The sequence below is a fragment of the Rhodococcus sp. 1R11 genome, from assembly GCF_004563845.1.
Classification (GTDB): domain Bacteria; phylum Actinomycetota; class Actinomycetes; order Mycobacteriales; family Mycobacteriaceae; genus Rhodococcoides.
The window spans coordinates 152,834-175,207 of sequence record NZ_SPNG01000003.1 but is presented as its reverse complement, the minus strand read 5'-3'; the positions used below and the strand labels follow the sequence as shown (position 1 = coordinate 175,207).

Sequence of the window (22,374 nt, the reverse complement as noted above, 5' to 3'; positions counted from 1 at the left end):
GCAGAAAGAATGGCTGCATCCGACGCTAGGAGACATCATGGCCAAGTACCTCATGCTCAAGCATTACCGCGGGGCCCCCGAGCCTGCCGACTGGATTCCGATGGACCGGTGGACCCCGGCCGAAGTGCACGACCACATTCAGTTCATGCGAGATTTCGCAGCGCAGCTCGAGACGACCGGCGAGTTCGTCGACGCGCAGGGGCTGGCACCGGGAGGAACGTGGGTTCGAGCCGACGGTGAAGGGAAGCCACCGGTCACCGACGGTCCGTTCGCCGAGACCAAGGACCTGATCGCAGGCTGGATGATCGTTGACGTCGACACCTACGAGCGTGCTCTCGAGCTGGCCGGTCAGCTGTCGGCGGCACCGGGGGCGGGCGGTGAGCCCATCAACGAGTGGCTCGAACTGCGGCCGCTCATGGATCCACCTCCCACGATCGAAGACTGACAACGTCGTCGTGGACCCGCTCGTGTTGCGAGAGCTGACTCCTTCCGTGATCGGCGTCCTCGTCCACCGCGGAGCAGATTTCGCGGCGGCCGAGGACGCCGTCCAGGAGGCGTTGGTGCAGGCGACGTCGGTGTGGGGAGTGTCGGCAGGGGAGGGTGACGGGCCGGCCGACCCGAAGGGCTGGCTCGTCACCGTGGCGTGGCGCAAGTTTCTCGATTCCCAGCGGTCGGAGAAAGCTCGACAGGATCGAGAGAACCGGGTTGCGGCCGAGCCGGAACCGGGCATTGTCGACGGCGTCGACGACACGCTGCAGTTGTTCTTCCTCTGCTCGCACCCGGTGCTGACACCGGCAGCAGCGGTAGCGCTGACGTTGCGTGCCGTCGGGGGACTGACGACGCGGCAGATCGCGCAGGCGTATCTGCTGCCGGAGAAGACCATGGCCCAGCGGATCAGCCGAGCCAAAAGGGCGGTGCGTGACGTCCGTTTCGACGCTCCGGGCGACCTCACGACGGTTCGGCGGGTGCTGTACCTGGTGTTCAACGAGGGGTATACCGGCGACGTCGATCTCGCGGCCGAGGCGATCAGGTTGACGAGGCAGCTTGCGACCTTGTCCGACGACGCGGAGACCGCTGGACTGTTGGCGTTGATGGTGTTGCACCACGCCCGGCGCGCTGCGAGAACAGGTTCCGACGGCCGGCTGATTCCCTTGGCCGAGCAGGATCGGTCGAGCTGGGACACCGTCTCGATAGCTGAGGGAGTTCGGATTCTGCAGGCGGCGCTCGCTCGGGATCGGCTGGGCGAGTTCCAGATACAAGCCGCCATCGCCGCCCTGCATGCCGATGCGCAACGGGCCGAGGACACGGACTGGGTACAGATCGTCGAGTGGTACGACGAGTTGCTCGCGATCACCGACAGCCCCGTCGTTCGGCTCAACAGGGCCGTCGCGGTGGGGGAGGCGGACGGCCCGGCTGCCGGACTCGCGGCGCTCGCGGTAGTCGATTCCGCCGTACCCAGATATCACGCGGTGGCCGCGCATCTGCACGAGAAGGCCGGCGATCTCCGGGTGGCGGCCGAGTTGTTCGTGCGGGCGGCCGAGTCGGCATCCTCGGTGTCCGAGCGACATCATCTGACGCTGCGCGCCACTCGAATTCGTACCGCAGGTTCGTAGCGGTAGCCCAAAACAGCGAACGGACCGGGCGGTTTTGTAATCGTATCGTTAGCGGTCGAAAGCGGAATTCGTGCAACCCTCGTATGGTGCTGATGTCGCCTGTGGGACAGATGAGAAAGAAGCTGACGCGATCCACCGTGGTGGTGACGGCGGCCGTACTGGCGTCGATAGTGTTGGCCGGAAACCCGGCGCAGGCGCTGCCGGGTAGTACCGGATCGGCCGACGCGGCTGCCGGGGCCGTCGGAATCCACCAGGTGTCGGCAACGCGCGCGGTGCTGAACGTGTTCTCTCCGTCCATGAAACGGGTCATCTCCAACGAGGTGCTGCACTCACCCGGAGGTGGGCCCGCGCCCACGCTCGTCCTTCTGAACGGTGCCCTCGGCAACGAGGACGGGGTCGGCTGGCTCAACAACTCGGGAGTGGAGAAGTTCTTCCTCGACAAGAACGTCACCGTCGTCGCACCGATCGGCGGTCGGTTCAGCTTCTACACCGATTGGCAGACAACCGATCCGGTGCTGGGGACCAACCTCTGGCAGACCTATCTCAGCCGTGAACTACCCGCGGCCGTGGACGCCGCCTACGGCTCGACGGGCAAGCGCGGCGTCGCGGGCCTGTCGATGAGCGGTGGCCCGGCGTTGGATCTGGCGATCCAGGCTCCCGACGTGTTCGACGCGGCCGCGTCGTTCAGCGGATGCCCGGCACCGTCGAATCCGCTTGCCACCGCCGGTATCTCGGCCATGATCGCCGGCGGACTCAACAATCCGTTCAACATGTGGGGGCTTCCGGGAAGTCAGGGATGGCGCGACCACGACCCGTCGCTCAACGTCGAACGACTTCGTGGAACGGCGGTGTACGTGAGCTCGTCACGCGGTGCGCCCGGCGCCGTGGATCGCATTCCCGACGGTGCCGTTCCACCGTTCGGCGGCATGGCGGTCGAAGCGATGGTCAACTACTGCACATCCATTTTCGTCGACGCCCTGCGTCGGGCCGACGTTCCGGCGACGGTATCCATGCGCGACGAAGGTGCGCATACCTGGCCGCTGTTCGAGGACCAGCTGCGAGAGGCCTGGTTCACCACACTGGCTCCGGCTCTGGGAACCAGCTGATTGCGCCGAGACGCTCGTGGGTAAGAGTCGATGGACAGACCTACCGACGAAAGGATCACCGGAACATGTCGAAGGACGATTTGCACAAGGGCGACAAGGTCGAATGGCAGACCCACGGAACCACCACCGAGGGAACGGTGCAGGAGAAGATCACCTCCGAGACCGAAGCCGCCGGCCGCAAGGTCAAGGCCTCGAAAGACGACCCGCAGTACCGCGTCGAAAGTGACAAGTCCGGCAAGGACGCAGTGCACAAGCCCGAATCGCTCGACAAGAAGGACTGATCGCGCTCCGTAAGCGTCTCGAAAATTGCTCCTGCTGATGATCTGTACCCTCGGCTGGGACGGATCGTCACTTTGGAGGCAACGATGGGGACGACCCCGATGCGGATTGTTCGTGCACGTTCGCGTCTCGGTCGGTGGGGTAGCGGTTGCCGTCCGGGGAGAACTCTCGTTGCTTCGGGGACGCTGGCGATCGTGTGCGTACTAGTCGTGGGCTGCGGCGTATTTTCCGGCGACTCATCCACGGACACACCGTCTGCAGTGACCTTCACCGGGCAGATCGAGTCTTCCGACAAGCTCTGCCTGGATGGAAGCGACACCGATACCGTCCGTCTCGCGACGTGCAACGGAACGCCGGCGCAGCAAGTGGTCGCCGAGGCCGACGGCACAGTTCGATCCCAATCTCAATCGCAGTGTCTGGTGCCGAAGAACGGTGAGGCCGCAGCCGGTGTACCTGTTGTCCTCGGTAGTTGCGAGGACAGTGCGGTCTCCAGTTGGACGGCGGGCGAATCCGGTGCGATCGGTCTGACGGGCACCGGCCTCTGTCTGGAGGCCGATGTACGGGAGACGGCCACCGGTGTTGCCGTGCTGGCCGAGTGCGACGGCTCTCCGGTCCAAACGTGGACACCGGTAGCGGCTGCGCAACCGACTGCCGACAACCCCGGCGGAATTGCTGCACCCACCGGGGATCTGCCGGGATGGAAGCAGATATTCGTCGACGAGTTCACGGCCCCGTCCGCCACCGGTAGTTGGTCCAATCAGTGCGACCCCTCGAAGGTCGTCTACACCGGGGCCGAGGGCCAGCGGTGGCGCACGTATCCGTCGTGCTATCCCGATACCTACGACAAACGGCCGTATCGGCCCGATGCAGTGCTGTCCACTGCCGACGGCGCGCTGCAGTACCACCTCGGTCGGGTCGACGGCGTTCCGGCCGGAGCGAGTATCTCCCCTCTGATCGGTGCCGACCAGTATCAGACGTACGGAAGATATTCGGCGCGTCTGAAAGTCGATTCACCGGATCTGTCCGAGTACTACGCGGCATGGTTGCTCTGGCCGCAGTCCGAGAACTGGCCGTACGACGGCGAGTTCGACTTCCCGGAAGGTGCGCTGTCGGGCAACGTCGGTGGGTTCCATCATTTCTCGGGCGAAGGCTCGTGCGCCGACGGATGCAAAACGCCCGCCCTCGACATCGGCGCGCAGTTCACCGACTGGCACACCTACACCATGGAATGGTCACCGGGGAGGATCCGATACCTCCTCGACGACACAGTCGTGCTGGACTCGACCGACTTCGTGCCGTCCACGCCCATGCGATGGGAGCTGCAGACCGAAACCAAGGGGAACGGAAACAGCGAGGGCAATCTGATCCTGGACTGGGTGTCGGTCTACTCCTGGAACGGCTGATACGCGGCCCGCGCCGCGCGCTCGGCACCCCAACTGCGTTCGATGTAGCCGACGATCGTGTCGATGTCCGCGTTCGGAACCCTGTCGGGCTCACCCTTCTCCAACGGATCCGTATGGAAGATGTACACCCGAGATGCGAACTGTTCGAACGGTAGTGAGCCTTCGCCCGCCCGTTCGCCGTTCCCTGCCGTTCCGACGACGACTCCGTCACCCCAATCCTGCCCACTGTCGTTGTTGGGGTTGAAGAAGTAGACGCGCATGACGCCGTCGGGATCGGGAGCAACACGCAGAATGGCGATGGCGTGCCACCCCACATACCGTGCGGCGCTGTCGGTTACGGCCACCCCGGCGGGCTGCGGGTGGATCAGCGGCTGATGGCCGTTGTACTCGGGGTGATAGGCGGCATGGAACTGCCGCAGGAACCCATCGAGATCGATCAGATTCCCGGTTGCGACGTCCACATCGATATGGAACTCGCGGGCCGACCACCATCCGTGGAATTCGGGGTTGACCCAGCGATGCGGATCGCCCGGTCTGTCGGCGCAGCGTCGGACCATCTCGGCGTAGATCCGGTCGAGGTGCGGAACCAGGATCAGCGATGCCGGGTCGAGATCCACCGGATCCGATGTTGCGACACCACTTTCGCTGTCGACGGACGAGATCGGCTGGCCCTCGAAGTGCATGACGATCTCTTCGTCTCGCGCCGCCCACACCACCATCTGCAGCAGGTAGTCGGGATCGTTGTACGCCCACATCGACAGCGCGCGCGCCGACTGACACGTGGGATTGTCGCCCTGGCCGACACCGAGCGGTTGTCCGAGCATGGAGAGCAACCCACCGAGCAATCGAGACTCCGGTGCCGGAACCGGACCGAAGGTGGTGATCAAGCGTTCTCGCACTGCGGGTGCGAGGGTCAGCGACAGCTGACGCCACAGGGACGGCACGACCGGCGGCTGATGCAGGATTCCGCGGTCGAGCAGCAGCGCCAATCCGTAGAGACTTTGCGCCGTCTCGGGATACACGGTTTCCTCGATCAGGCGGTGGACCAATTCCGGGTAGCGAGTCAGGCACGTACGCCCGGTATCGGACAGCCCCAAGGCCTCGGGCAGGACGTACGAATAGTGGTCGACGAGATATTGCGTGAGTGTGGCGTGGTACGGAGAAACCAGCCCGGTGTCGTGCATCGCGCGTGCGAAACCGCGGGCCTCGAACTGCAGTGCCTCGACGTCCATGGCTTCGAGCCGGTTTCGGTAGACCTCCACGCCCGGGTCCTCGCGGCACGCATCCGTGGTGCCGAACAACGCCGTGGTCAACCGATCGAGTCCCTGACCGGACGTGCCGAGATCGACGGTCGGGTCGTCGCGATAGATCGCAATGCGCGTGACCATGGACTTGATGGTGTCGACCTGGATCGGACGCTGACGCAGAATCCGCCAGATCTCCTCGAGCAACTCGTCCAGCACACTGTCGTAGCCGATCTCCCCGGCAACGTAGCCGAAGAGATCGCGGATCAGATGTGCTGTGCGCCCCGAACGGACTCGCTCCGATTCCGAGGGCGGGGTGAACAACACCTCGAGGTTCAACGCGAGTACCTGCGAGAGGAAGCGTCGCGCATCGTCGGCGGTGACAGCGGGATGCTCGTACTCACCGGCGACGATCGCGACCATCCGCAACTCGCTGGCTGCTTCGAGAACCACGGTGTCGTCATTGCCGCTGCGCAGGCTCGGGCCCACGAACGCGGGGACGAGAATGTCCGGCTGCGCCCAGTCCGTACCGGCGAACAGCCCGGCGTTCTCCAGCATCGCGGCGCGTTCGCGTACCGCGCCGCAACCGCCGGGCTGCAACAACACTCGGTGCAGGGAATCCAGAACCCGTCGCACCTTGGTGCTCTTGCTGAACTCGGGTGCACCGGCCAGCGCGTCGACGGCGTGATCGAGTTGGGCCAGCCGCGACACCAGAGCCTTGTCGATCGGTGCAGCGTCGTTCATCGTCTGCGTCGTGGGTTCGTGGTCGTTGCCGAGTTGCTGCTTCACACGTAGAAGTCCAGTTCTTCCTGTTGCTTGAGCAGGTCGCGCATCCGGTACGGATCGTCGCCGAAGAAGTACAACAAGCCCCAGTGGGTACCGAAAGCCGTTCTCTTGGTAACGGTTTCCTCGACCGGTGCCGACAGGTCGTTGGTCTCGTAGTAGTCGTCGTCGGCGGTCACGTCGGGGATGACGAGATCGCTCACGACGCGTCGCCGTGGGTAGACACCGAAGCATCCCGCGTGACCGGTGGCATCGACTACCTCGCGCGGGAAGAAGGCGTCGATTTCTTCTTCGGTGGTCTTCGGGTCGAAGGCGAGAGCCAGGCCCTGGTACGCGTTGAAGCCGTACGCCCGCTCGAGTAGCTCGAACACCTTGAAACCTGGTGGGCGGTAGGCAACTTCGCCGAAGTACATCTCGCCGTCGCTGGTGACGAAATACTCGGGATGGATGAACCCGAACTCGATGTCGAACGCTTTGATGAGCTTCTCGATCTGGACCGTGATCTGCTCGCGGTACTTCTCGAGTTCCGGCGTCGCGGGGACGAACACCGAATACCCGAGAGTGACGTACTCGGAGATGTTGAGGAACTTGATCTTGCCGTTGTGGATCCACGCCTCGACGGCGAACTCCCAGCCGTCGAGATGCGACTCCATCAGTACCGGGAACTCCTCGTCCGGGATGGAGTCGACTTCGTCGGGAGTCCGAATGACGCGGTGGCCCAGGCATCCTGCCTTGTCGAAGGCCTTGAGGTGGATGGGGTCGTTCGGGTCACCGTCGAGTTTGAGCAGTGTCTGGTTCACTCGGCGCAGAAAGCGAATGACGTCCTCGCGATCGTGTGCTTCCTCGAAGATGCCGACACGAATGCCACCGAGCTGTGCGCGGCGCTTCATCAGTGCCTTGTCTCGGAGCAGCATCGCCTGGCCGAACAACCTCGGATTGCCCAGCAGCACGGAGTTGATGGCACCGGCCCACTCGACCGTCTCTTCGTACAGCGGTATCGCTACATCGACGCCTTTGTCTCGGAGAGTTTCCGCAATCTCGAGTGACCTGTCGTTGAGTCGCTCGAAGTTCCACGGTAGGTACGGAATGTCATGCTCGGTGCAGTATGCCTCGGCCCACTCGGGGGCGACGACGACGTAGCGTCGATCGAACGCGTCGAGGGCTTCGACTGCGGCCAAACTCCAGCCCAGCAGTGCTACGAACCCTTTGTTCGGGTCTTTCTCCAGCCTCTGTGGCCGATCCATGAAGTTCCTTTCCCTTGTGATGCGCGGTCGAGGTCCTTCGCTCCACCGTACAGAGGGTGTTCGGCGCCGCTTTCCGGACCCGGTGCTCGGGAAGTAAAGATGTGGTGAGCGCCATCCCTGGAAGTACCGCGCCGGATCCTGCACGGGGGTGGCGATGCGCTTGTTTGCCAGCGAAATGATCGGTACAGCGTCGAAAAAAGTCCAGATGCACGATTTGCGGGACATTTCGATTCGCATGAATAGATTTTTGATCCGCAGCAACTAGTTTAATATTTAATCTCTAATTCGTACCGGTCGTATTTCTTTCAATTATGCCCCTGACCTGGCATTTCAGGTTGAGTACGAATTCACTGCGCAATGTCTGGCTCATCCCTATGATTCGAGATGCCGGCAATCAATTGTACGAATCCGCCGTGTATTCAATGCGATGTTCGGTCTCTCGAAGGATGAAACCATGACTGTTTCGGGCCGTGCAGTTCTGAAGCGTTCTTTGGTAACGCTCGGAACTACCCTATTGCTTTCGGCTTTCGTAGTTCATGCGCCACAGGCTGCCGCCGCCACCTCGGGACAGATCAAGACACCCGCCGGCTTCTGCCTGGACAACAAGGGCGGTCTCACCGGACAGAACAATCCCGTCCAGATCTGGGACTGCAACGGTACGGGCGCGCAAACGTGGACCGGCACCGAAGACGCAACGATTCGTGTGCAGGGCCGATGCTTGTCACCGGCATCGGGCTACGCAGCCGCCGGTGCCGCGTTGACGACGTGGGCGTGCAACGGCAAGCCGGCGCAGCAGTGGTCGATCCGAGGGGACGGCTCGATCTCGTTGCTGCAGAAGACCGGACTGTGCATTCAGAATTCGCGTGAGGTCAACGGAAATCGACCGGTGTTGGCGAAGTGCAACGGATCTGCCGCGCAGAAGTGGATCACCGCGACGACGCCGTTTCCGACGACCCCGCCCACGACGCCCCCCACGACGCCCCCGACCACTCCGTCCACCACGCCCAGCGGGGTGGCCGCACCGGTGGGTGACCTACCCGGTTGGAAGCAGATCTTCGTCGACGATTTCGCGAAACCTTCCGCCGTCGGCAGCTGGGCCAACGACTGCGATCCCACCAAGATCGTCTATGTCGGTGCGCAGAATCAGAAGTGGCGCACGTACCCCAAGTGCTACAAGGACACCTACCAGAAGCGCCCGTACCGAGCGGACGCCGTGCTGTCCACGCACGACGGCCTGCTCGATTACGGATTGCACAACGTCGACGGCGTCCCGGCCGGTGCCAGCGTCTCGCCGGTGATCAACGCAGCGGGGCAGAATCAGACCTACGGAAGATACACAGCGCGATTCAAGATCGATTCGGCAACTCTGGCCGAGTACTACGTTGCATGGCTGCTGTGGCCGCAATCCGAAAGATGGCCTGCAGACGGCGAAATGGATTTCCCAGAAGGAAGTCTCGCGGGGCAGGTCGGCGGCTTCCATCACTACTCGGGTGCTGGTTCGTGCGTCGGCGGCTGTCAGGACGTCGCTCAGAACATCGGTGCGAACTTCACCGATTGGCATACGTACACCATCGAGTGGTCCCCGGGCCGCGTTCGCTACATCCTCGACAACACCGTGGTCCTGGACAGCACCAAGTGGGTCCCTTCGGGTCCGATGCGTTGGGAACTGCAGACCGAGACCAACGGCACCGGCAACAGCAACGGGCACCTGTTGCTGGACTGGGTTTCCGTGTACAGCTGGGTAGGCTGACCCGACCGCGTCCACCCAACCGAGTGGGGCGTGCCATCGAGAGAAGGGGAGCGTCGATGACGGTCGACAAAACCGGTGCCGAGGTCGAGATCACGCAGCAGGCGGATCGTTTCACGGTCTCGGTCGAGGGCACGCAGGTCGGTTTCACCGAGTTCGCAGACGACGAGCAGGGCAGGCGCGTCTTCTTCCATACCGAGGTCGACGCGGCATACGGCGGACGCGGTCTGGCAACGATTCTCGTGCAGGAGGCGCTCGATGCCACCAGGGCCGATGCCAAGCGCATCGTCCCGGTCTGTCCTCTGGTCGAGGCGTTCGTGGGCAAGCATTCGGAATTCGACGACATCGTCGAGCAGCCCACCGACGAGATCCGTCGGTGGCTGGCCGACCAGCAGGGCTGAGGGGCGGGAATACCGTCGTACATGGGGAGGTTGACCCGGTTACAGTAGTTGCAGAGTCAACTACCTTGCCGAAAGGGAACCCATGCCCGCAGTGACGGTCGACAACATTCTCGCGTTGCCACGTATCTCCGTGCCCGACGCCACCGCCGTCCCGCGTCCGGTTCGGTCGGTGACGACTGCGCCGACGGGATACGAGGGCGAGGGCTTTCCGGTTCGACGTGCTTTCGCGGGACTGGACATGTCGTCCCTCGACCCGTTCATCCACATGGACCAGATGGGCGAGGTGAATTACGCGCCCGGTGAGCCCAAGGGCACGCCGTGGCATCCACACCGAGGATTCGAGACCGTCACCTACATGATCGACGGCATCATGGAGCACAAGGACTCTCACGGCGGCGGAGGCGTCATCAGCGGCGGCGACACGCAATGGATGACGGCCGGCGGGGGCATCCTGCACATCGAGGCTCCGCCGGAGCATCTGGTGCTGTCCGGCGGGCTGTTCCACGGCGTTCAGCTCTGGGTCAATCTGCCGCGGGAGAACAAGATGGCCCACCCGCGCTATCAAGACATCACCGGTAGCCGAGTAGCTCTGGCGTCGAGTCCCGACGGCGGCGCGCTGGTGCGCGTCATTGCCGGAGAGATCGCCGGTCTGCAGGGTCCGGGTTCGACGTACACCCCGATTGCGCTCTCGCACAGCACGATCGCTCCCGGGGCAGAGCTGACGCTACCGTGGAACCGGGACTTCAATGCTCTGATCTATGTTCTCGCGGGCGAGGGTACCGTCGGCGCGGAGAAGCGCCCGATCCGAATGGGGCAGACGGCATTGTTCGGACGCGGCGACACCATCGAGATGGCTGCCTCGGCAATGGGGGAGTCGCTGGAAGTATTCGTCCTGGGCGGTCAACCGATTCGGGAACCGGTTGCGATGGCAGGTCCGTTCGTGATGAATACCAAATCCGAAGTACTGCAGGCGTTCGAGGACTACCAAGCAGGTCGGCTCGGCGTTCCCGTCGAATGATCACTGCGGCCGTGCAACCATTCGACTCATGACCGACTCCGAACCTCGTACTGGAAAGACCCGGCTCTACCGCCGACTGGTCACCCGATCCGGCGGCCCCTTGTCGCCCGTTCGGGCGGCCAGGAGGCTGTCGGCGTACGTCTACGGAAACATCCTGATCCTCGCCGCTGTTGCCGCCTCCACGCCGAGTTCCATCGGGCACGGGACGGCGGCCGTTCTCGTGACGGCCACTGCGGCGACAACCTTTCTCGCGCATGTGTTCGCGGATTTCGTCGCCGGGAGCCAGATACCGGAGGCGCACGGTGATGCAACGGACGAGCAGCGCAAGTTCAAGGCCATCGAGGAATTTCGGGATGCAGTCCCCATCTTGAGTTCCGGGACGTTTCCGGCGGCGATGCTGGCGCTCGGGTGGCTGTCGATTCTTCCGGCGCAATGGGCCGAACTGCTGGCCGGCGGCGTGATCGTCGTACGAATTGCCACCATACCGATTGTCACGGAACGAGTTCGCGGGAACCGTCCGACGTTTCGGACCCTCGTGATCGGGCTCGCCACTGCCGTCGTCGCGGCGCTCATCGTGCTGGCGAAAGTGTTCTTCGCCCACTGACCGTGCCGGGTGGACGGATCAGCCGCCGAACTCTGCGTGCAGCTCCGGCAGAAACCCCGCGAGGTGGTTCATCTCCTGCCCGCAGTGCAGCAGCAGATCTCGGGCGAGGTCGAGTCCGAGAACGAGGTCGCTCGGATCCACCGACGCACCCCGGCGCACCGCGCACACGGCCTGCTTCGGATCGGGAGCGTGCAGTCCTCGCAAGTTCAGGTAGAAGCGGCTGCGCATCTCGGCACCGCCCTGCACCGGCCGAACCTGATGGGCGAGCCAGCCCAGATCCACCGGTGCGATGGAACTTCCCACTCGGCCGAAGACGACCGTCTGGTCCTCGGGAACGGCGAAACCGTGCGCAACAGGGTCACGGAAGCCGATACCCAGCTGCTGAAGCTTCGGGCCGACGTACTCGTCGACGAACGATGTGTTGCCGATGTACTTCGCCTTGTCCGGAATCGCGCGGGCCGTCCGGTCCTCGGCGAGTGCGGCGTGGAGGTGGGCATCGGGGTGCCACAGTTTGTAGCGGGCAGCCTCGGCGGAATGCCAACCGAACCACCAGTCCCACATCGCCGCCGTCACCCGGGGCATCGCGGTGCGCACCGCCACGAAAGTCATTCCGTCGGCGCGTCGTCCGTAACCGGTTTCGATCGTGGAATACCCCGTCGGCGCGAGATCGGTTGTGATGGAATCGAACTGCGGTATCCGGTCGGGCGGTGTCGGTTGGCCCTCGACTGCGTCGGTCACCACCGCCGGTGCCGGCGTCGTCCGTTCGGTAAAGAAATGGGCGTAGGGCTGTCCTCGGTCGACGTCCCGGTAGCCCTGATATCGCTCCCCACAGCTGTCGCTCGAACCCGTACCGGGAGCTGCGAGCGCCCGTGCTGCGGGGCCGAGCGCAGCGACGGCTGCAGCCGCGGCGGCACCTACCATGATTCGTCGTCGCGACGGGCCGTGACTCATCGGGCGGCATTCCTCAACATCGGTTGAGACTATGACGTGACTTCGGCGACTGTCAATGGTGGGGCACTAGACTCCATGGTATGAGTCCCGCCCGTTCCAAGGACGACGAGTCGAGAGTGCGCCGGCGCGACCAAATCGCTGCGGCCGCAATCGAAGTGTTGGCAACACGAGGTTTTCGCGGCTTGACGCACCGGGCGGTCGACGCTGCAGCAGGATTGAGCCCCGGGTCGGTCAACTACCACGCGCCCACTCGTGGGCGATTGCTGCACCTGGCGCTCGAGCTGTTGTTCGCCCGCGACTACGACACTGCCGGCGCGACCTTCGGTGGTCTGGTCGACGTCAAACCACTTACCGTGGACATCGTCGTGAACCGCATCATCGACTTCATCGAGGCGATGACCACCGGCGAAGCGACGAAAAGAGTGATCGCGCGGAGCATCATGCTCGGTGAAGCGCAACACGACCGGGAAATCCGTGATCTGTTCGACTCCCAGCGGGCCGCGTTCGTGGCGTACACCCAGTGGATAGTCGCGTCGTTGGAATCCGAAGACCCCCAAGGGGATGCTGAGATGCTCGTGGTCATGATCGAAGGTCTCGTGCAGAGGCAGGTGCTGATCGGATCACGGTTGCCACGTCCCGTCGTCGACCGAATGCTGCGCAAGATCGTCGGCGCATCCCCGATGGTCACCGACTAGCCGATGGTCACCGATCAGCCGAGCAACGAGTTCCGTTCGGTGTGGGTGAACGTGAAGATGGTCGCGCCGAAGCTGATGAGGGCAGTGAGCAGAAGTACCTGCGGCCCGGTGATCACGACGCCGATGAACGCACCCACAGCACCGCCGGCTGCGAAGGAGCCCAGAAGCGTTGCGTAGCAAAGCCAGTCGTAATGAGATCCGCCGCCGAAGAGGTGTCGTTCGATTCCCTGGCCGAGCTTGACCACCGTTCCGGTGACGTAACTGAGCGGGATGTACGTCTCCTCCTTCTTCGTGAACGCGGTGTTCAACGCGCCGAGCGCGAAGGCGACGAGCAGGATCGGGTAGAAGTTCACGTCCGCGGATGACCACCCGGAGACGGCGATGTCGATCAGACCCGCCGCTGCGAGCGCCACGGTGGTCAGTACCGTCGCACCGTGCGGATGGTTGGACCAGTAGCGTCGCCGGCAGATCGACGAGACGATCACGCCGCCGAGAAACGCGGCCATGAGGGCCAATGCTGCCCAGGGTGACGCCCCGGGCGTCACCTCCTTACCCTCCGGATGGCCGAAGTGCCCGACGACGGCTCGTTCGGTGTTGCCGGTCATGAAGGTCACGAAGTAGCCGGCGGAATGCAGGAACGCGACCGCACCCACCATGCCTGCCAGTCCGGACAGGATCCAGGACAGACGAGCTTCGGCGCCGACGGCTGTTTCGCGGCTGATCGCCAAGGGGGAAGTCATGACTCGATTCTCCGGGCGTGAGCCGCGGCGGCAAATCTTTGAGTCATCGGTCACACAGTCGTAGTCGCGTCGGTGCTCGCCACCATGCCGCGGTGCATCACCCGGTTGCCGACCACCCCACTGTGATCGGCGCGGTGCATCACGCACCTGTTGTCCCACATCACCATGTCGTCGGGGGACCAACTGTGCCGCAGCAGATTGTCCTCACGAGTGGAATGCTCGACGAGGTAGCGAACGGTGTCTCGTGCTTCGTCTTCGGTCATTCCGCTGATCGCGACACAGCGAGCGGGAGCGGACAGCGACAGCGCCGTGCGTCCCGATATCGGGTGAACGGCGAAGAGAGGATGGTCGGCCGAAGAATCGGAATCCGACACCACGCCGGTCACTCGGTGCGTCACCGTGCGCCCGGCCAAATTCTCCTTCACCTCCGCCGGAAGCGTCTCGTACGCCGCGTACTGATCGCTGAACAACGTACTGCCGCCGGCCGCGGGTACTTCGACCGCTCGTAACGCGGTGTAGGCGGGCGGATTCGGAATGTAGGTGGTATCGACGTGGAACGTGGACTTCGGCGGCGTGGAGCGGCCGACATTGCTGATGACGTTCAGATCCGGACAGCCGGGAACGGGCGTCTCACCCTCGGTGAACATCAACTCTCCGAACCGGCGCAGGAACGCCAGGAAATGCTGATCGTCGACGGGTTGGTTCGGCAGGATCAACACCCCGTGTTCGGCAAGAAGCTCTCGAAGATGCTCTACCGAAACCGATTCCAGGTTCAGATCGGCGATCTCGATTCCCAACGTCATGACGACGACTCCTTCACCGGCAGTTCTTCGAGCGCGAATGCGAACAATTCTTCGACGGCGATACCCGCTGCCGAGGCCATCACTGCCAACACGCTGGACGGCGAATAGGAGCAGTAGAGGCTGGCTTCGAGGAACCACGGCTCGCCGTCAGGGTCGATGCGGAAGTCGAACAGGCCGTAGTGGCGACATCCCAGTGCGACGTGGCTCGATCGCGCTGCTGCCCATACCTTTTCGGTGATCGGATCCGAGACGTCGACCGTCCATGCCCTGGTCTGTTCCTTCGCCACCAGGTAGAGATCGCCGTCGGATGTGCGATTCAACTTGTCCGCACTACTGCGGACGGAGTCGACGGCGTACTCCTCGAGGGGCAAGCACACCAGTTCGCCATCTCGGACGATGATCCCGCACCGAACTTCACGACCCAGTGGAACGTACGTCTCCACCAGTGCAGCAGGCGAGTACGTCAGAGCCTCTCGAATCGCGGGTGCGAGACCGGCGGGCTCGCGCACCAACGAGACCCCCATCGAGTTGTCCGAATCCACAGGCTTGACCACGACCGGCGGGGCGAGGTCTGTCTCCTCGTCGGCGGATCGGACGACCACGCCGTCGGGAACACGCACGCCGGCTGCCGCGACGACGGCGCGGGCGCGGGCCTTGTTCGCCGTCAATGCCATGAGGTCCGGACCGTTGCCGGGGTAGGGCACTCCCAGTAGATCGAACAGGCTGCGGTACGTGGTCATACCCGGCATGCAGAACATCTGCGGAACCATGACGTCGAAATGTCGGGCCGCGATGAGCTCCACCGCCTGTGCCAACGGCATCTGCTGTGCGGCAGCAATACTCGAATCGTCGAGACCGGTGGGGAAACTCCAGAGGCCACCGGGGGAGACGAATGCGATCTCGAAACCGTACGCGGGGTTCTCGCCGAGCGCGTCCAGGAAACCGCCGGCATAGACACGAGAGAGGTCACTGTGAAAGCGGTCCACCGAGGACCCGACCAGCACCACGACCGACAACGTCATCAGTCGCCTCCGTTTTCCACGAGTTTGCCGATGTTGAAATCGATTCGCGACCAGCCGCGTCGTTCACGGAGGTTACGTATCAACAGCGACGGAATCTGAAGATGGTGTACCAGCAGATACGGCAGGGGATCCCAACCGGTGAGGATCGCATCTGTACCGCGAAAGATGCTCCGTGCCCGATCGATCCGGCCGCGTTCGGTCAGCAGACGCCAGAGCTCGTGGTAGATCCAGTACGTGGGACGGGCCGTCGGGCGCGGCACGATTTCACGATGGCCGTCGTCGAGGTACGCGGCAGCCAGGTCGGGGTGGTCGTAGAACATGGTGATGGCCGAGTGGGTACGCGGGTTGCATTCGATGGCGTATACCTGGCCGTCGGCGGCGGATTCGATGAAGTCGAACGACAGCTGGCCGGTGGTGTCGAGCGAAGAGACGAATGTCTGTACCCAGCGTAGAATTTCGGGCTTCTCCACCATCTCGTAGTTGACCTGGAAGGCCGACGACACACAGCAGCCGTACACCTGCAGGCGTCCGTCACGCACGGTGCCGTGCGTGCAGTACTCCTGTCCGGCGATGAACTCCTGCAGAATCCACGGGTCGTCCTCGGTGATGTGCAGGCTTCGAGCGAACGTGGAGTTGCGCTCCGGCGTGTGCGCCGTCAACCGCGTCAGATCCATGCGGCCGACCGGGTTGTACGAGATCCGCTTGAGGATGTACTCACGACCAGGCGCGAAGTCGAATTCGTCGATCTGGGCGGGGTCCGTGATGCGTCTGAAGTCAGGAACTCGGAGACCCAACGACACTGCGTGCTCGGAGAATCGGGATTTGTCGTCGACCATCCTTACGGTGTCCGCGTCGCCGTGGATCACCTCGCAGTGCGCGTCGAGGAGCGCACGTGCGTCCGCGTCGTGAATGCTCGCGGCCGGGCTTGCCACGGGCACGAAAACGTCGACCCCCTCGCGGCGAACGATGTCCAGCAGAGCCTGCGCATATCCCGGGTCTCCTGGATCGGGCACACAGTGGAACCGATCGACGGCACGGGAGAAACGATGTCCGGTCCAGCGGTACTTCGCCGACTCCACCAGGATCACGCGATGCCCGGCGAGATGGAAGGACCGCGCGAGTTGCAGGGCCTTGGTCATCTTTCCGCCACTGATCAACACGGTTTTGGGTGCGGCGGAGGGCCGAACCGTGGGCCGGGCACCGCGCAACGCCGCCACCCCCACTGCCGCGAGGTCGACGGGGAGGGTGACCGTCAGGCCGATCAGCGCCGCAACGGTGCGGATCATGTGCGCCGGATCAGCGTCACACCGTCGCGCAACGGAATCAGAACCTGTTCCACGCGAGGGTCGTTCGCGACGTAGTCGTTGAACTCGGCGACGGCCCGGCCGTTCTCGTTCGGCTGGGCTGCGTAGGGCTGACCCTGCAGCAGGGTGTTGTCGACGGCGATCACGGCATCGTCGGAGAGCAGATCGCTCTCGAGTAGGTACTCCACGTACCCGCGATATCCGGTCTTGTCGGCATCGACGAAGACCAGGTCGAACGTGCCGTCGAGCCGTCGGAGAGTGTCGAGCGCGGGTCCCACCTGCACCGTGATCGAAGAGCCAGCAGTCGATTCCGCGAAGCAGGACTGCGCGAACTCGGCCACGTACGGATCCACCTCGCAGGCGACGACCTCGCCGCCTGCGGGCAGCGCCTCGGCCATCGCCAGCGCCGAGTAACCGGTGAACATGCCGATCTCGAGCACCCGCGTCGCTCGTGTCATGTGCACGAGGAACGCCAGGAAGCGTCCCTCCACATGACCGGAGAGCATTTCCATCTCCAGGGGCCCGGAACCGGAGACCACATCCCGTGATCGCCAGTCCGCGGAGCGGGTCCGCGACGCCAACGTGGCCAGTGCCGCAGATTCGGAGGTGGTGCAGGTGTCGAGATACGGGTCGAGTCCCGCGGCGAGATCGCGGGCCCGATGTACACGGGTGGTCAGCTCGTCGGTCACCCCGGCGTCGGCGTCGAGCAGCGCGGCTATCTCGCTGAGCTCGCGCGCCAGGATCGTCGTCGGGGTGACTGGACGCGGCGTCATGGCTGCATCGGTCACGGCGTGGGTGCGGTGAACATGTCGAGACCCTCGCCCGCCCGTGGGAAGTCCAGACAGATCTTCTTGTGCAACGACAGAACGTCGGTCAGTTCGCGGGGTTCCAGGTCGTTGAGGAAGCGGCAGGTTCCGATCGGATCCGGCACCGCGGCGCGCAGAATACCGTCCCGAGTCTTGAGGATCGATGCCGTTGCCTCGGTGAGCAACTCGGGCGTCAGGTACGGGCTGTCCAACGCCAGTCCGATACTGCTCATGACTCCGAGAACGCGGTCTCGATCGGCCGTCGACAGGTGGCCGCGTTGCTCGGCGACCGTGGTCGACAGCGCCATGTCGATGTTGATCGCGTGACCGTGAAAGAACGGCGCGGGCGGCGTCAGCTCGAGCGTCGGACTCCACGTGTGCCCGAAGGCAATGACTCGGTCGAGGTCGATCTCGTGCAGGTTGGGAGCCTCGAGCTCGAGCATCGTCGCGATTGCCGAGTACGTCAAACGGTCTGCGACCGAACGCAACTCAGGAGTTCCGTCGAGGTGTCCGAACCGGGTTCGCAGAAGTTCGGGACCGTACTGCTCGAGCAACTCGAAGATCTCGAGGTTGCCGACGACGGAGATCTTGATCAGCTCCGCCATCCCGTTGCGGACCTGATCCTCGGGCAGTGTGCCGAGGAAGGAAAAGTCCAGCAGTACCTTCTGCGAGGCGTGGTAGGCACCCAGTCGATTCTTGTGCTTGCCGTAGTTGACGGCCACCTTGATGGAGACGCTCGCATCGATCAACCCGATGAGGGTGGTGGGAATGCGGATGTAGGGGGTGTTTCGGCGGTAACTCGCGCACGCGAATCCGGCTACGTCCGTGGTCAATCCACCACCCACCACGAGTACCGGCTCGGTCCGCACGAGACCGAATGCGTCGAACTCGCCGACGATGCGCTCGAACGTCTCGAGTGATTTCGCGGTCTCCGCAATCTGCACCGGCACCACTGTCAGGGCGATGCCGTGGTGATCGAAGTATGCACTGATCCGGTCGCCGTAGATGGCGTGCACCGATTCGTCGACGACCATCAGGGCGCGCCCGTACGGGCGGTAGCTGTCGGCCAATTCGGTGTTCCGGGTATCGAATACACCATCGACGTAGATCAAGTCGTATTCGATCCGCTCGTATCCCTCGACACGAAACGATCTGTCGCCGGCGACGACCTGGGCCTGGAGATTACTCACTTGTTGCTCCTGAGATGGATGAAGGATCAGGCAAAATGCTCACTCCGCAGGCTCCGCTCAGGCTGAAATCAGGGCGCGGACGCGCTCGGGATCGAGTGCATCGACGGTGTCGGTGGCCGAGCCGAAGTCGGTACCGGCGGTGTTCTCGTTCGGGAACGCGACACAGGTGACGCCCGCGGCCGCTGCCGCCGCCGCGCCGCCGGCGTTGTCCTCGATGGCCACAGCGTCGGATGCGTTCTCGCCCAGCGTCTTCAAGGCAAATTCGTACGACGCCGGATCTGGCTTGCCTGCGTCGACCGACGAGGCGTCGACGATGACGTCGAACGAGTCGGCGGTCAACTCGGGAGACAGGGCGGCGAGCAGTGCGTCGATGTTCTCTCGTGAGGTCGTGGTCACGAAGCCGACCTTCAACCCGTTCGCTTTCGCGGAGTCGATCGTGTCGGCCACACCCGGTCGCGTCTTGACGTCGGATTCGCCGATCAGCCGCTGGAAGATCTCGGATTTGGTGGCGTGCACGGCGGCCGCGTCCACCTCGGTTCCGGTGCTCGACGCGTATTCGCTGATGCGGTCGGCACCGCCGTTCGATCCGAGCATGGACCGGTAATCGTCCTGCGACCAGTTCCAGTTCAGGTCGTGGGCGGCGAAGGCTTCGTTGAACGATCGTCGCTGAAGCTCGGAAGTGTCGACGAGAGTGCTGATGGAGCCGAACAGAATTGCGGGCATGGGTGCCTTTCGGAGCGAGAGACGTTGTACCAGCAAATGTCTCGCGCCAGCGCGATGGGTGGGTTGGTCGGTGGGGTATGCCCCATCGGCACCGAAAGGGAAACCTTCGAATTTTCTACGGTGCGATCGCCTGTCCGTCGCGCTGTATCGGGGCGGCCAGAACCGTCGGTGCGGATCGCCCGCGAAGGGTCACGGACCGCCCCGACTCCCACAGAAGCCGCTCGTCCGGAGTCGCGTGTTCGAGCACCGTCGACGAGGTGAGCACGTCGGTGTCAGGATCGTCCTTGGCCAGATCGGTGAGCCGGGCCGCCTGGTTCACGGTGTCGCCGATGACGGTGTACTCGAAACGGGACTCGGCTCCGATGTTGCCTGCGATCACCGGCCCGTACGTGACGCCGATGCCGATCTCGAAACCGCCGTCGGCCCGAAGCGCGCCGGCGAGGGTGCGTGCAGTGCGCAGCGCCGCGGTGGCCGGGTCGGGATGGTCGACCGGAGCTCCGAAGATCAGCAGGGCGGCATCGCCCTCGAACTTGTTGACGAAGCCGCCGTTGCGCTCACCGTGTTCGACGACTACGGCGAAGAATCGATTGAGCAGGTCCACCACCGTCTCGGCGGATTCGCGTTCGGCCAGTGCGGTGGAGCCGACCAGGTCGATGAAGAGCACAGCGACGGTTCGGTTTTCGCCGCCGAGACGGGGCGCGCTCGCCAACGCGCGCTGTGCGACATCGTGGCCCACATGCCGACCGAACAGCGAACGGAGTCGTTCGCGCTCGTCGAGGCCGACGACCATCTTGTTGAACCCGTTCTGCAGTCTGCCGATTTCGGAGGCGTCGTAGACGTCGACGCGGGTATCGGTGGCACCGGCTTCCACACGTTGCATGGCCGAGCTCACCTGCTGCAGTGGATCGGACACCGATCGACCGACGAGAAACATTCCGCCGAAGCCGACGACGAGGGCGATCGCAGACAGGGAGACCATCGCGGGGGACAGGTCGACGTCGGGGGGAATGACGGTGTCGATCAGTCTGCCCAGTCCGATCAGCCCCAGCCCCAGGATGGGAATGGCCGTGCTCAGTACCCAGATCAGAACGACGCGCAGTTTCACTCCGAGCGCCGCCGTGTCGGTGACCTCGCCTACGTCCATCACGGCCGCGGTGATGGGACGGAGAAAGCGCTCGGCGACCAAATAGCCCAGCGAGCAGGTCGCCAGCCCGCCGAAACTGACGGCGATGGCCACGATGATCGACAACGCAGCCCCGGCCGAGGCGTTGACGCCGACGAACACCGCAACACCGAGCGCCCACAACAGAACGTGCACACCGAGTTGCCGCAGAGGTAGCCGGATCACGGCGATCGTGGTCTCGTCCGACGGTGTGCCGCCCGTGTGCAGCCACAGCACGAGCGGCTTCGCCACATGGAGACCGAGCGCGATGCCGAGCCCGATTGCGACCGGCAGATAGACGAAGAAGGCCAGATAGTTGCGGTCGGACAAAATCTCTTCGGAGCCGATCGGCAGCGGCAGGACGAAGCGGGCCAGTACGAAGACGATGACTGCCCCGATGGCGTTCGCCGACACCATGCCCGCCGCATAGAGCCGCATCGGGGTGTGGGTCAGTGCGGATCGTAGAGCTGCGATCACCGAGGATCTCCGTTTCTGTGGTCGCTCGAACTGTAGGGGCTCGGCCGGCGAATCGACGGCCGATTTCCTCGAGCCACTACCTGTGTCCGCAAGTACCTGGTAATCTCCGTAACAGCTAACCACTCCTGTTCGACGATGAAAGGAACGACGGCGATGACCAGCACACTCTCCAGGAACGACGTTCTCGAGCCCGAGGATGTTTCGGCGCGTTTGCTCGACTCTGCCGCCCAGCTGTCGTACGACCCGGCCGAAGAGGTCGACTGGGAGGCCGATCTCGATCCCTCCCTCTACGGCCTCAACCCGGAGTGGAGCACCCTCTACGGCACGAAGTTGTGGGACGAGATGAGCGAGGAGCAGCGCATCACGCTCACTCGCCACGAGGTCTGCTCGATCATGAGCACCGGCATCTGGTTCGAGATGATCCTGCAGCAGATGGTTCTTCGCGATCAGTACTGCAAGGACTCCTCGAACTCGGACTTCCAGTTCGCCCTCACCGAGATCGCCGACGAATGCCGTCACTCGATCATGTTCGCCCGCGCCTGCCAGAAGATGGGCATCAAGGCGTACCTGCCGCGTCGATCGAGCATCGAGCTCGGCCGTGGCTTCAAGGCTCTCGCATCGGCCGAGGTGGCCTACGGCGGCATTCTCGTCGCCGAAGAAGTTCTCGACGTCATGCAGCGCGACTGGATGCGCGGCGAGAACGTGTTGCCGCTCGTGCGTACCACCAGCAAGATCCACGTCGTCGAGGAATCGCGGCACATGACGTTCGCACGTGCGCAGATGCGTGAAGACATCGAAGGCAAGAGTCCGGCTCGCCGCAAGGCCAGCGCGCTCGTCGTCGCGATTGCCGCTCGACTCATCGTGTCCAACATGGTCAACAAGGAGGTCTACGCAGCAGCGGGCCTCGATGTCGACCGTGCGGTGAAGGAAGCGAAGAACAACGCCCACCACCACACGATGATGCGCACCTCGAGTGAGCACCTGATGGCATTTCTCCTCGATTGCGGTTTGATCACCAAGCCGGCCGAGATGATCTACCGTCGTCTGCACATGCTCTGA

At 63.7% G+C, this 22,374-nt stretch carries 22 protein-coding genes; 11 read left to right on the top strand and 11 right to left on the bottom strand.

The window, feature by feature from the left end; translation table 11 throughout:
• Nucleotides 1–37 precede the first annotated feature (37 nt).
• The 5 genes from E4P29_RS06675 to E4P29_RS06655 all read left to right on the top strand — a co-directional run bounded on the left by E4P29_RS06675 (nt 38) and on the right by E4P29_RS06655 (nt 4,401).
• Nucleotides 38–445, top strand: a complete 408-nt coding sequence (locus tag E4P29_RS06675; protein ID WP_135043007.1) for a YciI family protein — start codon at nt 38–40, stop codon at nt 443–445.
• Nucleotides 446–455: 10 nt separating this feature from the next.
• A complete protein-coding gene (locus tag E4P29_RS06670; RefSeq protein WP_135043005.1) occupies nt 456–1,613 on the top strand; it encodes a DUF6596 domain-containing protein in 1,158 nt (385 codons plus the stop codon).
• Nucleotides 1,614–1,723: 110 nt separating this feature from the next.
• A complete protein-coding gene (locus E4P29_RS06665; RefSeq protein ID WP_245154195.1) occupies nt 1,724–2,719 on the top strand; it encodes an alpha/beta hydrolase family protein in 996 nt (331 codons plus the stop codon).
• A 65-nt stretch (nt 2,720–2,784) separates the two neighbouring features.
• Nucleotides 2,785–3,000: a DUF2945 domain-containing protein gene (locus E4P29_RS06660; RefSeq protein WP_027495736.1), complete on the top strand. Its 216-nt coding sequence runs from the start codon at nt 2,785–2,787 to the stop codon at nt 2,998–3,000.
• 258 nt (nt 3,001–3,258) lie between these two features.
• Nucleotides 3,259–4,401: a ricin-type beta-trefoil lectin domain protein gene (locus tag E4P29_RS06655; protein WP_245154194.1), complete on the top strand. Its 1,143-nt coding sequence runs from the start codon at nt 3,259–3,261 to the stop codon at nt 4,399–4,401.
• Here E4P29_RS06655 and E4P29_RS06650 read toward each other — a convergent pair.
• A complete protein-coding gene (locus E4P29_RS06650) occupies nt 4,383–6,389 on the bottom strand; it encodes a hypothetical protein (RefSeq protein WP_135043526.1) in 2,007 nt (668 codons plus the stop codon). The two genes, E4P29_RS06655 and E4P29_RS06650, sit on opposite strands and share 19 nt — an antisense overlap.
• A 41-nt stretch (nt 6,390–6,430) precedes the next feature.
• Nucleotides 6,431–7,672: a carboxylate--amine ligase gene (locus E4P29_RS06645; RefSeq protein WP_027495739.1), complete on the bottom strand. Its 1,242-nt coding sequence runs from the start codon at nt 7,670–7,672 to the stop codon at nt 6,431–6,433.
• A 454-nt stretch (nt 7,673–8,126) separates the two neighbouring features.
• Here E4P29_RS06645 and E4P29_RS06640 point away from each other — a divergent pair, with 454 nt between their 5' ends.
• The 4 genes from E4P29_RS06640 to E4P29_RS06625 all read left to right on the top strand — a co-directional run bounded on the left by E4P29_RS06640 (nt 8,127) and on the right by E4P29_RS06625 (nt 11,442).
• The gene (locus tag E4P29_RS06640) at nt 8,127–9,422 is read left to right on the top strand and encodes a glycoside hydrolase family 16 protein (RefSeq protein WP_135043001.1); all 1,296 of its coding nucleotides are present in this window, start codon (nt 8,127–8,129) and stop codon (nt 9,420–9,422) included.
• Nucleotides 9,423–9,478: 56 nt separating this feature from the next.
• The gene (locus E4P29_RS06635) at nt 9,479–9,820 is read left to right on the top strand and encodes a GNAT family N-acetyltransferase (protein WP_135042999.1); all 342 of its coding nucleotides are present in this window, start codon (nt 9,479–9,481) and stop codon (nt 9,818–9,820) included.
• Nucleotides 9,821–9,902: 82 nt separating this feature from the next.
• Nucleotides 9,903–10,838, top strand: a complete 936-nt coding sequence (locus E4P29_RS06630) for a pirin family protein (protein ID WP_135042998.1) — start codon at nt 9,903–9,905, stop codon at nt 10,836–10,838.
• A gap of 28 nt (nt 10,839–10,866) precedes the next feature.
• On the top strand, nt 10,867–11,442 hold the full coding sequence (locus E4P29_RS06625) for a hypothetical protein (RefSeq protein WP_135042996.1): 576 nt from the start codon (nt 10,867–10,869) through the stop codon (nt 11,440–11,442).
• An 18-nt stretch (nt 11,443–11,460) separates the two neighbouring features.
• Here E4P29_RS06625 and E4P29_RS06620 read toward each other — a convergent pair whose 3' ends face one another.
• A complete protein-coding gene (locus tag E4P29_RS06620; RefSeq protein WP_245154193.1) occupies nt 11,461–12,393 on the bottom strand; it encodes a hypothetical protein in 933 nt (310 codons plus the stop codon).
• A gap of 80 nt (nt 12,394–12,473) precedes the next feature.
• Between E4P29_RS06620 and E4P29_RS06615 the strand changes: the two genes are divergently transcribed.
• Nucleotides 12,474–13,088 carry a TetR family transcriptional regulator gene (locus tag E4P29_RS06615; RefSeq protein WP_167735398.1) on the top strand — a complete coding sequence of 205 codons (615 nt, stop codon included), beginning with the start codon at nt 12,474–12,476 and terminating at the stop codon, nt 13,086–13,088.
• A gap of 14 nt (nt 13,089–13,102) precedes the next feature.
• Here the strand turns inward: E4P29_RS06615 and E4P29_RS06610 are convergent, their stop codons facing one another.
• The 8 genes from E4P29_RS06610 to E4P29_RS06575 form a co-directional block, all read right to left on the bottom strand.
• A complete protein-coding gene (locus E4P29_RS06610; RefSeq protein WP_135042994.1) occupies nt 13,103–13,828 on the bottom strand; it encodes a YoaK family protein in 726 nt (241 codons plus the stop codon).
• Nucleotides 13,829–13,878: 50 nt separating this feature from the next.
• Nucleotides 13,879–14,631 carry a TauD/TfdA family dioxygenase gene (locus E4P29_RS06605; RefSeq protein WP_135042992.1) on the bottom strand — a complete coding sequence of 251 codons (753 nt, stop codon included), beginning with the start codon at nt 14,629–14,631 and terminating at the stop codon, nt 13,879–13,881.
• The gene (locus E4P29_RS06600) at nt 14,628–15,653 is read right to left on the bottom strand and encodes a D-alanine--D-alanine ligase (protein ID WP_135042990.1); all 1,026 of its coding nucleotides are present in this window, start codon (nt 15,651–15,653) and stop codon (nt 14,628–14,630) included. Before E4P29_RS06600 ends, E4P29_RS06605 begins: the two co-directional genes overlap by 4 nt.
• A complete protein-coding gene (locus E4P29_RS06595; protein WP_135042988.1) occupies nt 15,653–16,939 on the bottom strand; it encodes an ATP-grasp enzyme in 1,287 nt (428 codons plus the stop codon). The genes E4P29_RS06600 and E4P29_RS06595 overlap by 1 nt, the downstream gene beginning before the upstream one ends.
• Nucleotides 16,936–17,730: a class I SAM-dependent methyltransferase gene (locus E4P29_RS06590; RefSeq protein ID WP_135042986.1), complete on the bottom strand. Its 795-nt coding sequence runs from the start codon at nt 17,728–17,730 to the stop codon at nt 16,936–16,938. The genes E4P29_RS06595 and E4P29_RS06590 overlap by 4 nt, the downstream gene beginning before the upstream one ends.
• Nucleotides 17,731–17,741: 11 nt before the next feature.
• A complete protein-coding gene (locus E4P29_RS06585; protein ID WP_135042983.1) occupies nt 17,742–18,953 on the bottom strand; it encodes a sedoheptulose 7-phosphate cyclase in 1,212 nt (403 codons plus the stop codon).
• A gap of 57 nt (nt 18,954–19,010) precedes the next feature.
• On the bottom strand, nt 19,011–19,676 hold the full coding sequence (locus E4P29_RS06580; RefSeq protein WP_135042981.1) for an HAD-IA family hydrolase: 666 nt from the start codon (nt 19,674–19,676) through the stop codon (nt 19,011–19,013).
• A 115-nt stretch (nt 19,677–19,791) separates the two neighbouring features.
• On the bottom strand, nt 19,792–21,315 hold the full coding sequence (locus E4P29_RS06575; RefSeq protein WP_135042979.1) for an adenylate/guanylate cyclase domain-containing protein: 1,524 nt from the start codon (nt 21,313–21,315) through the stop codon (nt 19,792–19,794).
• A 153-nt stretch (nt 21,316–21,468) separates the two neighbouring features.
• Here E4P29_RS06575 and E4P29_RS06570 point away from each other — a divergent pair, with 153 nt between their 5' ends.
• On the top strand, nt 21,469–22,374 hold the full coding sequence (locus E4P29_RS06570; protein ID WP_027495752.1) for a diiron oxygenase: 906 nt from the start codon (nt 21,469–21,471) through the stop codon (nt 22,372–22,374).

Bases quoted from the DNA above. Each gene is read 5' to 3' on its own strand.
- E4P29_RS06620 (WP_245154193.1), bottom strand. From the start codon at position 12,393: ATGAGTCACGGCCCGTCGCGACGACGAATCATGGTAGGTGCCGCCGCG.
- E4P29_RS06590 (WP_135042986.1), bottom strand. From the start codon at position 17,730: ATGACGCCGCGTCCAGTCACCCCGACGACGATCCTGGCGCGCGAGCTC.
- E4P29_RS06570 (WP_027495752.1), top strand. From the start codon at position 21,469: ATGACCAGCACACTCTCCAGGAACGACGTTCTCGAGCCCGAGGATGTT.
- E4P29_RS06630 (WP_135042998.1), top strand. From the start codon at position 9,903: ATGCCCGCAGTGACGGTCGACAACATTCTCGCGTTGCCACGTATCTCC.
- E4P29_RS06665 (WP_245154195.1), top strand. From the start codon at position 1,724: ATGAGAAAGAAGCTGACGCGATCCACCGTGGTGGTGACGGCGGCCGTA.
- E4P29_RS06640 (WP_135043001.1), top strand. From the start codon at position 8,127: ATGACTGTTTCGGGCCGTGCAGTTCTGAAGCGTTCTTTGGTAACGCTC.
- E4P29_RS06605 (WP_135042992.1), bottom strand. From the start codon at position 14,631: ATGACGTTGGGAATCGAGATCGCCGATCTGAACCTGGAATCGGTTTCG.
- E4P29_RS06675 (WP_135043007.1), top strand. From the start codon at position 38: ATGGCCAAGTACCTCATGCTCAAGCATTACCGCGGGGCCCCCGAGCCT.
- E4P29_RS06580 (WP_135042981.1), bottom strand. From the start codon at position 19,676: ATGCCCGCAATTCTGTTCGGCTCCATCAGCACTCTCGTCGACACTTCC.
- E4P29_RS06600 (WP_135042990.1), bottom strand. From the start codon at position 15,653: ATGACGTTGTCGGTCGTGGTGCTGGTCGGGTCCTCGGTGGACCGCTTT.
- E4P29_RS06650 (WP_135043526.1), bottom strand. From the start codon at position 6,389: ATGAACGACGCTGCACCGATCGACAAGGCTCTGGTGTCGCGGCTGGCC.
- E4P29_RS06645 (WP_027495739.1), bottom strand. From the start codon at position 7,672: ATGGATCGGCCACAGAGGCTGGAGAAAGACCCGAACAAAGGGTTCGTA.
- E4P29_RS06595 (WP_135042988.1), bottom strand. From the start codon at position 16,939: ATGATCCGCACCGTTGCGGCGCTGATCGGCCTGACGGTCACCCTCCCC.
- E4P29_RS06660 (WP_027495736.1), top strand. From the start codon at position 2,785: ATGTCGAAGGACGATTTGCACAAGGGCGACAAGGTCGAATGGCAGACC.
- E4P29_RS06615 (WP_167735398.1), top strand. From the start codon at position 12,474: ATGAGTCCCGCCCGTTCCAAGGACGACGAGTCGAGAGTGCGCCGGCGC.
- E4P29_RS06635 (WP_135042999.1), top strand. From the start codon at position 9,479: ATGACGGTCGACAAAACCGGTGCCGAGGTCGAGATCACGCAGCAGGCG.
- E4P29_RS06610 (WP_135042994.1), bottom strand. From the start codon at position 13,828: ATGACTTCCCCCTTGGCGATCAGCCGCGAAACAGCCGTCGGCGCCGAA.
- E4P29_RS06625 (WP_135042996.1), top strand. From the start codon at position 10,867: ATGACCGACTCCGAACCTCGTACTGGAAAGACCCGGCTCTACCGCCGA.